11 protein-coding genes and 1 pseudogene are annotated in these 12827 nt (G+C 59.6%); 6 read left to right on the forward strand and 6 right to left on the reverse strand.

Annotated elements, in window-relative coordinates; genetic code table 11:
• Nucleotides 1-24 precede the first annotated feature (24 nt).
• Nucleotides 25-774, forward strand: coding sequence for a sulfite exporter TauE/SafE family protein (locus ACGJAX_RS14540; RefSeq protein ID WP_090318081.1), 750 nt, complete (start codon nucleotides 25-27; stop codon nucleotides 772-774).
• On the opposite strand, the gene ACGJAX_RS14545 is transcribed toward ACGJAX_RS14540, so the two are convergent.
• Nucleotides 764-1618, reverse strand: coding sequence for a LysR substrate-binding domain-containing protein (locus ACGJAX_RS14545; protein ID WP_390959617.1), 855 nt, complete (start codon nucleotides 1616-1618; stop codon nucleotides 764-766). The two genes, ACGJAX_RS14540 and ACGJAX_RS14545, sit on opposite strands and share 11 nt — an antisense overlap.
• A gap of 96 nt (nucleotides 1619-1714) precedes the next feature.
• On the opposite strand from ACGJAX_RS14545, the gene ACGJAX_RS14550 reads away from it, so the two are divergent.
• Complete coding sequence (locus ACGJAX_RS14550; protein ID WP_090318083.1) at nucleotides 1715-1930, forward strand: DUF1127 domain-containing protein; 216 nt, start codon at nucleotides 1715-1717, stop codon at nucleotides 1928-1930.
• A 64-nt stretch (nucleotides 1931-1994) separates the two neighbouring features.
• A complete protein-coding gene (locus ACGJAX_RS14555; protein ID WP_390959620.1) occupies nucleotides 1995-3224 on the forward strand; it encodes a DNA glycosylase AlkZ-like family protein in 1230 nt (409 codons plus the stop codon).
• Between the two features lie 112 nt (nucleotides 3225-3336).
• Here the strand turns inward: ACGJAX_RS14555 and ACGJAX_RS14560 are convergent, their stop codons facing one another.
• On the reverse strand, nucleotides 3337-4683 hold the full coding sequence (locus ACGJAX_RS14560) for a class II 3-deoxy-7-phosphoheptulonate synthase (protein WP_390959622.1): 1347 nt from the start codon (nucleotides 4681-4683) through the stop codon (nucleotides 3337-3339).
• Nucleotides 4684-4833: 150 nt separating this feature from the next.
• Between ACGJAX_RS14560 and ACGJAX_RS14565 the strand changes: the two genes are divergently transcribed.
• Nucleotides 4834-5589, forward strand: a complete 756-nt coding sequence (locus ACGJAX_RS14565; protein WP_390959624.1) for a spermidine synthase — start codon at nucleotides 4834-4836, stop codon at nucleotides 5587-5589.
• Nucleotides 5590-5655: 66 nt separating this feature from the next.
• Here ACGJAX_RS14565 and ACGJAX_RS14570 read toward each other — a convergent pair whose 3' ends face one another.
• The gene (locus ACGJAX_RS14570) at nucleotides 5656-6447 is read right to left on the reverse strand and encodes a crotonase/enoyl-CoA hydratase family protein (protein WP_090318096.1); all 792 of its coding nucleotides are present in this window, start codon (nucleotides 6445-6447) and stop codon (nucleotides 5656-5658) included.
• Between the two features lie 385 nt (nucleotides 6448-6832).
• On the opposite strand from ACGJAX_RS14570, the pseudogene ACGJAX_RS14575 reads away from it, so the two are divergent.
• Nucleotides 6833-8540: pseudogene (locus ACGJAX_RS14575) on the forward strand (DEAD/DEAH box helicase).
• 109 nt (nucleotides 8541-8649) lie between these two features.
• Here the strand turns inward: ACGJAX_RS14575 and ACGJAX_RS14580 are convergent.
• Nucleotides 8650-9417, reverse strand: coding sequence for a DODA-type extradiol aromatic ring-opening family dioxygenase (locus ACGJAX_RS14580; protein ID WP_390959626.1), 768 nt, complete (start codon nucleotides 9415-9417; stop codon nucleotides 8650-8652).
• 103 nt (nucleotides 9418-9520) lie between these two features.
• Here ACGJAX_RS14580 and ACGJAX_RS14585 point away from each other — a divergent pair, with 103 nt between their 5' ends.
• Nucleotides 9521-10177: a thiopurine S-methyltransferase gene (locus ACGJAX_RS14585; protein WP_390959873.1), complete on the forward strand. Its 657-nt coding sequence runs from the start codon at nucleotides 9521-9523 to the stop codon at nucleotides 10175-10177.
• Nucleotides 10178-10277: 100 nt separating this feature from the next.
• Here the strand turns inward: ACGJAX_RS14585 and htpX are convergent, their stop codons facing one another.
• Together htpX and ACGJAX_RS14595 are read right to left on the reverse strand one after the other, a co-directional pair.
• On the reverse strand, nucleotides 10278-11168 hold the full coding sequence (gene htpX / locus ACGJAX_RS14590; RefSeq protein ID WP_047527200.1) for a protease HtpX: 891 nt from the start codon (nucleotides 11166-11168) through the stop codon (nucleotides 10278-10280).
• A gap of 316 nt (nucleotides 11169-11484) precedes the next feature.
• Nucleotides 11485-12696: a pyridoxal phosphate-dependent aminotransferase gene (locus tag ACGJAX_RS14595; protein ID WP_007983502.1), complete on the reverse strand. Its 1212-nt coding sequence runs from the start codon at nucleotides 12694-12696 to the stop codon at nucleotides 11485-11487.
• Between the last annotated feature and the right edge of the window lie 131 nt (nucleotides 12697-12827).

The raw sequence follows: 12827 nt of genomic DNA on the forward strand, positions 1-12827 counted from the left end.
CTTCACCTAAAGGGAAAAACTGCTGTGATTGAGTTTCTGATGTATCTGGTCTTCGGCGCAGCCCTGGGAACCCTTGGCGGAATTTTCGGTATCGGCGGAGGCTTGATTGCCATTCCCTTGCTGGGTGTGTTTTGCGGTCTGGATCAGCAGATTGCCCAAGGGACGGCGTTGGTGATGGTCGTGCCGAATGTGATGCTGGCATTGTGGCGCTACCACCAACGCAACCGCATCGAGTTACGCCACGCGTTGCCGCTGGCTTCGATGGGGTTCTGTTTCGCCTGGATCGGTTCGATTTGGGCCGTGGGCGTTGATGCGCAAATCATGCGGATTGGCTTCGTCGCGTTTCTTGTTGCCCTGTCGGCCTACAACCTGGTGCGCATGTTCACCGCCAGCGCGCCGGCCTCGGCGCAGATGAATTATTCATGGCCCTGGCTGGGTGTGCTCGGCGCGGCGTCCGGGACCATGGGCGGGTTGTTTGGCGTAGGTGGGGCGGTCGTGGCGACGCCGGTATTGACCAGTCTGTTTGGCACGACTCAAGTGGTGGCGCAGGGCTTGTCGCTGGCGCTGGCACTGCCCAGCACGGGTGTCACGCTGGTCACCTATGCCGTACACCATCAAGTGCACTGGATGATTGGAGTGCCGCTGGCGATCGGTGGCCTGATGAGCATCAGTTGGGGGGTGAGAATCGCCCACGCCATGCCCGAGCGGTTGCTGCGTGGATTGTTCTGCGGCTTCCTGGTGTGCTGCGCGGTGATGCTCGCCTTTAAAGTTTGAAGCCTTCGACGATGTGGTCGGCCAGGCATTCGGTGATCGGTGACGGGGTGTGCAGGTTGCGCACCAGCATGATGCTGGCCTCGGGCAGGACCGGCAGGTCTTCGGCCTCACCGAGGATGCGCATGTCCGCCGTGATCAGGCTTTCCAGTTGCGCGGTCACCGCCAGGCCGGCGCTGACCACCGCCATGATCGCCGACAAGCTGTCGCTGTTGTACGCCACGCGATAATCGCGGCCCATGGCATCAAGGGCATTGCAGGCCCACAAGCGGCAGAAGCAGTCACTGTTGAACATCGCCAGCGGCAACGGGGTTTGTTCGTGGGCACTGAAACACTGGGCTTCGGCCCAGACGAAGCGTTCCTTGCGCAGTAGCTGGCCGATTTCACTGCCCGGTTCGCGGGTCACGATGGACAGGTCGAGGTCCTGGCGCATCAGCAATTGCTTGGACGACTCGCAGTGCACTTCGATCTGGATCAGCGGATAGGACTGGGCAAACCGGCGCAGAATCCCCGGCAGAAAACGCATCACGTAATCGTCCGGAGTACCGATCCGTACCGTGCCGACCATGTGCGGCTCGCGCAAGGTGTTGAAGACTTCGCTGTGCAGCTTGAGGATGCGCCGGGCATACCCGAGCAAAACCTGGCCTTCCGCTGTCAGCCGAACCTGCCGGCCGTCGCGCTGGAACAACTGGCGCTGCAACACATCTTCTTCCAGCCGCTTCATCTGCATGCTCACGGCCGACTGGGTGCGATTGACCAATTCTCCCGCACGGGTAAAGCCGCCCTGATCGGCGATCGCGACGAAGGTACGCAGTACTTCGGTGTCGATACTCGGGTAGGCGGACATTCATCAATCTCCGAGATATGTGACATCAGAAACATTCGTTGGATTGATCTTAGTCCCGGCGCGAGACTGGAGCCATCCAAAACGGAGGGCAACAAGATGAAAGGTCAACATGAATATCCAGCGGTAGAAAAACACTCGATCCACCTGGTATCCGATCTGCTGCACAAGTTCAGTCGCTGGTACGAACTGCACAAGGAGCGCGAACTGCTGGCGAGCCTGAGTGATGAAGCGCTGAAAGACATCGGCATGAGTCGGGCGGATGTCGAGTTCGAGTCGGTCAAGCCATTCTGGAACGACCCGATGCATAAATGATGAGTGCCACGCTACACAAACCACTTACCGGTGAGGTAGCTTGCGAGCAGACAAGGAGATGCCCATGCCCGCAACGTTGTCCTTTACCCTCAAACAGGCTCGGCGTCTGGCGCTGGCCGCCCAAGGGTTCAACGGGCGCCAGTCGCCAGCGACGATCAAGCCGCTTCAGGTCAACCGTCTGATCGAACGGCTAGGCATTCTGCAAATCGACTCGGTCAATGCCTTGGTGCGCTCGCACTACCTTCCGCTGTTTTCCCGCCTTGGAAACTACCCTTGCGACGTGCTCGACCAGGCTGCCTGGAGTCAGGGCCGACGCCGAACGTTATTCGAATACTGGGGGCACGAAGCCTCTTTGCTGCCCTTGTCGATGTACCCGTTGATGCGCTGGCGCATGCAGCGTGCGAGTCGTGGCGAAGACATTTATCAACAACTGGCGCGTTTTGGTCGTGAGCAGCAGGACGTCATTCGCCGGGTGCTGGCCTCCGTCGAGGCGCAGGGCGCGCTGGGGGCCGGCAGTCTGTCGACCCGCCAGGAGCGGGCCGGGCCGTGGTGGGACTGGAGTGCGGAAAAGCATGCGCTGGAATGGTTGTTCGCCGCCGGTGAAGTGACCGTGGCCGGCCGACGCGGGTTCGAACGGCTTTATGATTTGCCGGAGCGGGTGATCCCCTCGGCGATTCTTGCGCAGCCACGGGTTGATGAGGCGCAAGCCCAGCGCGGACTGCTGTTGCATGCCACGACAGCGTTGGGCGTCGGCACGGAAAAGGATCTGCGCGACTACTTTCGCCTGAATCCCGCTGACAGCCGCCCACGTCTGGCGGAGTTGGTCGAGGCCGGTGAATTGCTCTCCTGCGAAGTCGAGGGCTGGCGCCAACCGGCCTATTGCCAGCCGGAGCCCAAGGTGCCGCGCAAGGTCGAGTCCAGTGCCTTGCTTTCACCTTTCGATTCACTGATCTGGGAACGCAGTCGCACCGAGCGCCTGTTCGATTTTCGCTATCGGCTGGAGATCTATACGCCGCAGGACAAGCGGGTCTACGGCTATTACGTCTTGCCCTTCCTGCACAACGAGCGGATTGCCGCACGGGTCGATTTGCGCGCCGAGCGAGCGGCCGGTCGATTGGCAGTACACGCCGTGCATGAAGAAGAGCCAGGGCTGGATGACGAAGGGATGCTGGCGTTGGCGGTCAATCTGCGGCAGATGGCCGATTGGCTGGGGTTGGCACAGGTCCGGTTGAATTGCCCGCGGGCGAGTGCGGACAGGTTGCGGGTGGCATTGGCCAGCATTTGCGGTGATTGATCCGAGGGCATCGCTGGCAAGCCAGCTCCTACACATGTTGCGTCGTGCACATTATTGCCCAACGACGTTAATCCTGTGGGAGCTGGCTTGCCAGCGATGGGGGCGATGCGAGTTAGCGCCGAACCTGCTTCAGGGTCTCGGCAATCAAAAACGCCAACTCCAGCGACTGGTCGGCATTCATCCGTGGATCGCAATGGGTGTGGTAACGATCAGACAAACCGTCTTCTGTAATCGGCCGCGCACCCCCGATGCATTCGGTAACGTTCTGCCCGGTCATCTCGATGTGAATGCCGCCGGCGTAACTGCCTTCGGCTTCGTGAACCTGGAAGAACTGCTTCACTTCGCCAAGAATCTGCGCGAAGTCACGGGTCTTGTAGCCGCTGCTGGCCTTGATGGTGTTGCCGTGCATCGGGTCGCAACTCCACAGCACTTGCTTGCCTTCACGCTGTACGGCGCGGATGAGCTGCGGCAAGTGATCGCCGACCTTGTTCGCGCCCATGCGCGCAATCAGGTTCAAGCGGCCCGGATCGTTGTCCGGATTGAGCACGTCGATCAGGCGAATCAGGTCTTCCGGGTTCATGCTCGGGCCGACCTTGACCCCGATCGGGTTTTTCACCCCGCGCAGGAATTCAACATGGGCGCCATCGAGCTGACGGGTGCGGTCGCCGATCCACAGCATGTGCGCCGAGCAGTCGTAGTAGTCATTGGTCAGGCTGTCGCGACGAACGAAGGCTTCTTCGTAGTTCAGCAACAGCGCCTCGTGAGCGGTGAAGAAACTGGTCTCGCGCAGTTGCGGCGAACTGTCCATGCCGCAGGCGCGCATGAAGGCCAGGGTTTCATCGATGCGGTCGGCCAGGTGGCTGTATTTTTCCGCCAGGGCCGAGTTGGCTATGAAGTCCAGGTTCCACTTGTGTACCTGATGCAGATCGGCAAACCCGCCCTGGGCAAAGGCGCGCAGCAGGTTAAGGGTGGCGGTGGACTGGTGGTAGGACTGCAGCAGGCGCTCCGGATCCGGCACGCGGCTCTTTTCGTCGAAACCGATACCGTTGACGATGTCACCCCGATAGGCCGGCAGGGTCACGCCGTCGATGGTTTCGTCGTTGGCCGAGCGTGGCTTGGCGAACTGTCCGGCCATGCGCCCGACCTTGACCACCGGGCAGCCGGCGGCAAAGGTCATGACAATCGCCATTTGCAGGAGCACCTTGAAGGTGTCGCGGATTTTCGCCGCGGAGAACTCGGCAAAGCTTTCGGCGCAGTCGCCGCCCTGCAATAGAAAAGCCCGGCCCTGGGTCACCTCGGCAAACTGACGGCGCAACTCCCGGGCTTCACCGGCAAACACCAGTGGTGGGTAGCTGGCCAGGGTTTGCTCGACTTGCAGCAAATGCGCCGCGTCGGGGTATTGGGGTTGTTGCTGGATCGGCAGGGCGCGCCAGCTGTCAGGGCTCCAGGGTTGGCTCATCGCGGTCTCTAATGTTTTACGCTCGGAGGACCATGTTATCAGCAATTAGTGCGTGACCTGTTCCCGTCGCTTCGCGGACAATCGCGCCTTTGCCGCGCCCTGTTCGCGGTGTTATTGCGTTGCCGGGCCCGGTGACGATCAGGAGACGAAATGACTGAGGAGCGCGTCGAGCATCTGCTCGCCGAGGTGCAGGACGAATTTGGCGTGATTCGCGTGCTGGAAGTGGCCGATTACCGCTTTCTCGAATTCGGTGATGCCATCGAACAAAGCTGCGTCTTCACGGCCGATCCGAGCTGGCTCGAGTATGACTACACCCGGGCGATGCTGATCGGTGCGCTGTGCCACGAGCAGCCGGAAAGCGCACTGTTTCTCGGCCTCGGTGCCGGGACGCTGACCCAGGCGTGCCTCAAGTTCCTGCCGCTGGAGGATGTCGAAGCCATCGAGTTGCGCCCTGACGTGCCGCGTCTGGCCATCGAATACCTCGGGCTGGATGACGATCCGCGCCTGTACATCCGTGTGGGTGACGCGCTTGAGCTGCTCGACACTGCCGAGCCGGCGGACCTGATTTTTGTCGACCTGTATACCGATGTCGGTCCCGGCGTCGGGCACCTGGCCTGGTCTTTCCTGGAAAACTGCCAGAAACGCCTGAATCCGGGCGGATGGCTGGTGATCAATCAATGGGCCACCGATGATGGCAAGCCATTGGGCGCTGCATTGTTGCGCGGGCTTTATCATCGGCATTACTGGGAGTTGCCGGTGAAGGAGGGCAACGTGATTCTGATCGTGCCTTCGGACCTGGATCAGCAACTGGACATGGACGGCCTGATCGCCCGGGCCGAAGGGCTGGCGCCGCGGTTGGGGTACTCGTTGCAGTCGTTGATCAAGGCGATTCGGCCGGCGACCTGATTTATTGCTCGACCGGACTTCATCGCGGGATTGCCCGCGATGAAGCCATGGAAGCCAACACACATTTCACACGCCTTTGAAGACTCCGGGCCGTCGCTCCACCAGTGACAAAACACCCTCCCGGGCATCCTCGCTGCTCATCAGCTTCTTCACCAGCGCCGGCAACCCTTGCGCGGCCGCCGTTTCCCCTTCATATCGCGCCTGTCGGGCAGACATCAGCGTCGCCTGAACCCCAAGCGGCGCCTGTCGGGCAATTCGTTCGGCCAACTCGATCGCCCGTGGCAGCAAATCCTCGCTGGCCATGACTTCCTGTACCAACCCAAGATGCAAGGCATCATGGGCATCAAATTCGTCCCCGGTCAGCATCCAGCGCATCGCGTTACCCCAGCCTGCGACTTGATGCAGGCGCAGGGTGGCACCTCCGAAGGGAAATATGCCGCGTTGCACTTCCATTTGCGCAAAACGGGTGTTGCTGGCGCACAGGTTGATATCGGCGGCCAGCATCAACTCGATGCCGATCGTCAGGCAGTAGCCTTGCGCGGCGACAATCACCGGTTTGTTGACTCTCGGTCCGGCGAACACCCCCCACGGATCGCAGCCACCGGGCGGTGTCTGCCAGCCTTCGGTCAGCGCGGCGCTGGCATTGACCAGGTCCAGCCCGGCGGTGAAATGCTCGCCATGGCCGAAGACCACCGCCACCCGCGCTTCGCTGTCAGCCTCGAACTCGCCGTAAGCCAGGCTCAATTCGTTGAGCAGGTCGAGATCGAAGGCGTTGCGTTTGGCGACCCGATCCAGGCCGATCATCAGGACATGACCACGCTTTTCACGGCTCACGCGGCTGGTGTTGAGCTCTTTCATGGTGCATTTCCTCGGGCGGGAAGGGCAGTCGGACCGACGGTCTGACTGTTCAAGATGAACCGTTTTAGCGGCATCGCCCGCAGGGCCGGGCCTTTGAAAAATAGACGCTTGTCAGATTATCCGCAAAGCCTGTGACAGAACGCCGTGCGCGGGAGTTTTGCGATAAAAAAAGCTCCCTTTTTCAGCAAATTCCGGTATAGTGCGCGCCGGCCTTTAGCCGGGCCGCGTTTAGGTAGAGCAATTCCCCGAAGTCAGCTTCGGCTGCACGTCCGCATCGCGGACTCTCCTTGACGATTCTTTTCATTCATTCGTTTTCGCAAATCCCCGCCGACAAAGCTGCCAGGGCGACTCTTGAGTCTCAACACGGCATGCGCAGCTTTGGAGCATGGGTCTTTGCGGATGCACTTAGAGGCAGACCCATGACCCAGGAAATCGGCGGCTTCGCCGCTCTTGAACTTCATCCCAATATTGTCGCTGCAGTAGTCGCTACCGGCTATGAAGAGCCTTCGGCCATTCAGCAGCAGTCGATTCCGATCATTCTCGCCGGTCACGATATGATTGGTCAGGCGCAAACCGGTACCGGTAAAACCGCTGCCTTTGCCCTGCCTATCCTGCACCGCATTGATCCGTCCAAGCGCGAGCCGCAAGCTCTGATCCTGGCCCCAACTCGTGAGTTGGCGCTACAAGTTGCAACCGCTTTCGAAACCTACGCCAAGCAAATGCCGGGCGTAACTGTTGTGGCTGTCTACGGCGGCGCGCCGATGGGCCCACAACTGAAAGCAATCCGTAATGGCGCACAGATCGTTGTCGCCACTCCGGGCCGTCTGTGCGACCACCTGCGTCGCGACGAAAAAGTACTGGCCACCGTTAACCACCTGGTTCTCGACGAAGCCGACGAAATGCTCAAGCTGGGCTTCATGGACGACCTGGAAGTTATCTTCAAGGCCATGCCGGAAACCCGTCAGACCGTATTGTTCTCGGCTACCTTGCCACAATCGATCCGTGCCATTGCTGAGCGCCACCTGCGCGATCCGAAGCACGTGAAGATCCAGAGCAAGACCCAGACCGTTACCGCGATCGAACAGGCTCACCTGTTGGTTCACGCTGACCAGAAGACTTCTGCCGTTCTCAGCTTGCTGGAAGTGGAAGATTTCGACGCGCTGATCATGTTCGTGCGTACCAAGCAAGCGACCCTGGACCTGGCCAGTGCCCTGGAAGCCAAAGGCTACAAAGCCGCTGCGCTGAACGGTGACATTGCCCAGAACCAGCGTGAGCGTGTGATCGACTCCCTCAAGGATGGCCGTCTGGACATCGTTGTGGCGACCGACGTTGCTGCTCGTGGCCTGGACGTTCCGCGCATCACTCACGTGTTCAACGTTGACATGCCGTACGACCCGGAGTCCTACGTTCACCGTATCGGCCGTACCGGCCGTGCCGGTCGCGAAGGTCGCGCGCTGTTGCTGGTGACTCCACGTGAGCGCCGCATGCTGCAGGTCATCGAGCGTGTAACCGGTCAGAAAGTTGCCGAAGTTCGTCTGCCGGACGCTCAAGCCGTTCTGGACGCGCGCATCAAGAAACTGACCAACAGCCTTTCGCCGCTGGTGGCTGAAGCTGAATCGACCCATGGTGATCTGCTGGATCGCCTGACTGCCGATATCGGTTGCAGCCCGCGTGCCTTGGCCGCAGCCCTGCTGCGCAAGGCGACCAACGGTCAAGCGCTGAACCTGGCCGCTATCGAGAAAGAGCGTCCACTGGTGCCGAACAACGCACCACGTGGCGATCGTCCAGAGCGTTCCGGTGATCGTCCTGAGCGTGGTGACCGCGAGCGTCGCGCACCAATCCCTCTGGCCGAAGGCCGTGCTCGTTGCCGTACCGCGCTGGGCGCGCGTGATGGCATCGCTGCCAAGAACCTGCTGGGCGCCATCCTCAATGAAGGTGGTCTGGCTCGTGAAGCCATCGGTCGCATCCAGGTTCGTGACAGCTTCAGCCTCGTTGAGCTGCCGGAAGATGGTCTGGAGCGTCTGCTGACGAAGCTGAAGGACACTCGCGTTGCCGGTAAGCAGTTGAAGTTGCGTCGCTACCGCGAAGATTGATCCGCTTTCGGGCTGATTGATCGCACATAAAAAATCCCCGACCGGTTCGGGGATTTTTTTTGCCTGCTGATTTGTGCCTGGCTTGACCGGTACGAATCGGCCTGGCGGATCAACCGAAACGATAGATGTCCATGCCCAGTGCGCCCATGGTGAATCCTTGGTGGAGGACGCTGAACTGACCGCCGGCACTGCGGGCAAAGTACAGCGGCAGCAAGTGTTCGTCGCTGGGATGGTTGCGCACGGCATTCGGTGCTTGCTGACGATAATCGTGCAAGGCTGATTCATCATTGGCCGCAAGCTTCTCGATCATCCAGTCGCGGAATGCCTGCGCCCACGGTTCGACGCTCTCGGGACCGGCATGCCAGTCCAGTTCCCGCAGGTTATGGGTGATGCTGCCTGAACCGATCAGTAAAACGCCTTGCGCACGCAGGCTGCTCAGGGCATGGCCGACGCGGGTCTGCAGGGTTGGGCCGCCACGGGTGGGCAGGGAAACCTGAACGATCGGGATATCCGCCAGTGGATACATCAGTGACAGGGGTACCCAGACACCGTGATCGAAAGGCCGGTCAGGGTCGATGCGGGCGGGGAGGTTGCTGGCCTTCAACAGTTCGACGACTTCGGCAGCCAGTTGTGGATTGCCGGGTGCTGGGTACTGAACTTCAAACAAGGCTTTGGGGAAGCTGCCGAAGTCATGCCAGGTGTCAGGTCGTGGATTACCGCTGACAAACAGTTCATTGCTCTCCCAGTGCGCAGATACAATCACGATGGCTTTGGGTTTCGGCATCTCTGCCGCCAGGCGAGCCAGGGCGGGCCCGCTGGCGCCGGGTTCCAGGGCTAGCATGGGAGAACCATGGGATATGTACAGACTGGGGAACATAGACGAGCTCCTGAGAGTTAAGATGGCACCATCTTCAATCAGATCATTGATCTAAATCTAATATAAGTTTTAGGGTGTTTTGATCGAATTTTCGGGGTTATTTATGCAGCCGGAGTTTTGGCACAAGCGATGGGCGTCGAATCAGATCGGCTTTCATCTGCTGGAAGTGAATCCTTATCTGCAGCGGTTCTGGCCGGCGTTGGGCCTGGAAGAGGGCAGTCGCGTTCTGGTGCCCTTGTGTGGGAAGAGTCTGGATGTGTTGTGGCTCTCTCATCAGGGGCACGAGGTTCTGGGCGTCGAACTGTCGGAAAAAGCCATCGAGGACTTTTTCAGCGAGCATCACTTTGATCCTGTCGTCAGCGAGCAGGGGCCGTTCAAGGTTTATCGCGCAGGCTCCATTGAGCTTTGGTGCGGTGACTTTTTCGAGCTGACAGCCGGCGATGTGGCTGATTGCGCTGCGTTATATGACCGGGCCGCATTGATTGCGCTGCCGCCTTCGATGCGCGAGCAATATGCCACGCATTTGAAGCGGATCCTGCCCAAGGATTGCCATGGGCTTTTGATCACGCTCGATTATGACCAGGCTCAAATGGACGGCCCACCGTTTGCCGTGCTGGATGACGAAGTGAAGCGATTGTTTGGCCAGGCGTGGTCGCTAAAAATCCTGGAAGATCAGGACGTGCTGAGCGAGAGCGGGAAGTTTCTGGAGGCAGGCGTTACGCGACTTGAAGAGCGGGTGTATCGGGTGTCCACCCGGTAATTTTTAGCGACTGCTGTGGCTACTTTACGAGCAGTGCTTGTTCAAGCTGGCAAAAAAAGGCCCGCATCACTGCGGGCCTTCTTGTTTATCAGGGAGTTTCTCAGCCCCGGCGACGAGCCAGTGCATCGATACGCTCTTCCAGCGGCGGGTGGCTCATGAACATGCGGGCGAAGCCCTGTTTGATGCCACCGTTGATGCCGAACGCGTTCAGGGTGTCGGGCATGTGCACCGGCAGTCCCTGTTCCGCACGCAGGCGTTGCAGGGCGCCGATCATCGCAGCCGTGCCGGCCAGTTGTGCACCGGCTTCGTCAGCGCGGAATTCGCGTTTGCGCGAGAACCACATGACGATGGCGCTGGCCAGGATACCCAGGACCAGTTCAGCGAAAATGGTCGCCACGTAGTAGGCAATGCCCTGGCCTTCTTCGTTCTTGAAAATCACCTTGTCGACAAAGTTACCGATGATCCGTGCGAAGAACATCACGAAGGTGTTCACCACGCCCTGGATCAATGCCAGCGTGACCATGTCGCCATTGGCCACGTGGCCGATTTCGTGGGCCAGTACGGCTTTCACTTCATCGGGTGAGAAACGCTCGAGCAGACCCTGGCTCACTGCGACCAGCGCGTCGTTCTTGTTCCAGCCGGTGGCGAATGCGTTCGCTTCGTAGGCTGGGAAAATCCCGACTTCAGGCATCTTGATCCCGGCTTCGCGGGACAATTGCTCGACGGTTTGCAGCAGCCATTGCTCGTGACGGGTGCGTGGCTGGGTAATGATCTGGGTGCTGGTGCTCATCTTCGCCATCCACTTGGAGATGAACAGCGAGAACAGGGAACCGGCGAAACCAAAGACCGCACAGAAAATCAGCAGCTGATTGAGGTTGAGGTCAACCCCGTTGGCCGCCATGAACCCGTTGAAGCCGAAAAGGCTCAGGGTGATGCTGGCAATCAGCACGACCGCCAGGTTAGTGGCCAAAAACAGCAGGATGCGCATCATGGTTGTAGAAATCTCCTTTTGCTAAAGATGTAGCGTACTGCGGGGTATATAAGGTGCTGCACCGGGGTATTCAACCAGGTGACTATTTCAAACTGTGTCCTACGGCAAAAGCTTAGCTGCTTGCAGGGCATTTCCGATGGTCCAGCAGGAAGGGTTTGTAAGGCATTGGATGTCGCAGGCCCCGTCGTTGTTAGTCACGGACCGGTAAGTGGGTATAGATGATGAATTGAGGCTTCGATGGGCGGCTGGGCACATACATGTGTTGCTGAATGAATCACCGTGCGACCGCTGAAGGTGTCGCACGGTGAAAATCCGCTTATTGGCGATAGGACTTGAGGAAGTTGCCAATGCGCCCGATGGCCATGTCCAGGTCATCGACACGCGGCAGGGTCACGACCCGGAAATGGTCCGGCCATGGCCAGTTGAAGGCCGTGCCTTGCACCACCAGCAGCTTCTCGGAGAGCAGCAGGTCGAGGACGAACTTCTCGTCGTTGTGGATCGGGCAGACTTTCGGATCGATGCGCGGAAACGCATACAGCGCGCCCATCGGCTTGACACAGCTGACTCCTGGGATGTCGTTGAGCAATTCCCAGGTACGGTTGCGCTGCTCCAGCAGCCGTCCTGGCGGCAACACCAGATCGTTGATGCTCTGATATCCGCCCAGTGCGGTCTGGATCGCATGCTGGCTCGGCACGTTGGCGCACAGGCGCATGTTGGCCAGCATGTCGATGCCTTCGATGTAGCTCTGGGCATGGTGTTTGGGGCCGGAAATGGCGATCCAGCCGGAACGGAATCCAGCGACCCGATAGGACTTGGACAGACCGTTGAAGGTCAGGCACAGCAAGTCTGGCGCCAAGGATGCCGTGCAAATGTGCACGGCATCGTCGTACAGGATCTTGTCGTAGATCTCGTCGGAGAACACCACCAGATTATGCTGGCGGGCCAGTTCCAGCATGCCCAGCAACACTTCTTTGGAGTACACCGCACCGGTGGGGTTGTTCGGGTTGATGATCACCAGCGCCTTGGTGTTCGGGGTGATCTTGGCCTTGATGTCTGCCAGGTCCGGCCACCAGTTGGCCTGCTCGTCACACAGATAGTGCACCGGGTTGCCGCCCGACAGACTGACTGCGGCGGTCCACAGCGGGTAATCCGGCGCCGGGACCAGCACTTCGTCGCCATTGTTGAGCAGGGCCTGCATCGACATCACGATCAGCTCAGAAACGCCGTTGCCCAGGTAGATGTCTTCAATGCCGACACCTTCCACCTGCTTCTGTTGGTAGTACTGCATGACGGCCTTGCGCGCACTGAACAGGCCTTTGGAGTCACTGTAGCCCTGGGCGGTCGGCAGGTTGCGGATCACGTCCTGGAGGATTTCGTCCGGTGCTTCGAAACCAAAGGGCGCCGGGTTGCCGATGTTCAGCTTGAGGATGCGATGGCCTTCCTCTTCCAGGCGTTTGGCGTGCTTGAGCACTGGGCCGCGAATGTCGTAGCAGACGTTGGCGAGCTTGTTCGATTTGCTGACCTGCATGGCGATGTGTTCCCGAAAATGAACGATCCAGGCGGCGAATGAACAACCGTACTGGGAATCCTGCGTAATCACACAGGTCTGACGCCTTGAGAGGCAGCACCCATAAATCCGTTTGAATGCGCGTGGTCTGG

The sequence above is a fragment of the Pseudomonas moorei genome, from assembly GCF_042846945.1.
In the GTDB taxonomy this organism is placed as follows: Bacteria; Pseudomonadota; Gammaproteobacteria; order Pseudomonadales; family Pseudomonadaceae; genus Aquipseudomonas; species Aquipseudomonas moorei.

Coding starts and splice junctions, on each gene's coding strand:
- ACGJAX_RS14545 (WP_390959617.1), bottom strand. CDS start 1,618: ATGTCCGCCTACCCGAGTATCGACACCGAAGTACTGCGTACCTTCGTC.
- ACGJAX_RS14550 (WP_090318083.1), top strand. CDS start 1,715: ATGAAAGGTCAACATGAATATCCAGCGGTAGAAAAACACTCGATCCAC.
- ACGJAX_RS14555 (WP_390959620.1), top strand. CDS start 1,995: ATGCCCGCAACGTTGTCCTTTACCCTCAAACAGGCTCGGCGTCTGGCG.
- ACGJAX_RS14560 (WP_390959622.1), bottom strand. CDS start 4,683: ATGAGCCAACCCTGGAGCCCTGACAGCTGGCGCGCCCTGCCGATCCAG.
- ACGJAX_RS14565 (WP_390959624.1), top strand. CDS start 4,834: ATGACTGAGGAGCGCGTCGAGCATCTGCTCGCCGAGGTGCAGGACGAA.
- ACGJAX_RS14570 (WP_090318096.1), bottom strand. CDS start 6,447: ATGAAAGAGCTCAACACCAGCCGCGTGAGCCGTGAAAAGCGTGGTCAT.
- ACGJAX_RS14580 (WP_390959626.1), bottom strand. CDS start 9,417: ATGTTCCCCAGTCTGTACATATCCCATGGTTCTCCCATGCTAGCCCTG.
- ACGJAX_RS14585 (WP_390959873.1), top strand. CDS start 9,521: ATGCAGCCGGAGTTTTGGCACAAGCGATGGGCGTCGAATCAGATCGGC.
- htpX (WP_047527200.1), bottom strand. CDS start 11,168: ATGATGCGCATCCTGCTGTTTTTGGCCACTAACCTGGCGGTCGTGCTG.
- ACGJAX_RS14595 (WP_007983502.1), bottom strand. CDS start 12,696: ATGCAGGTCAGCAAATCGAACAAGCTCGCCAACGTCTGCTACGACATT.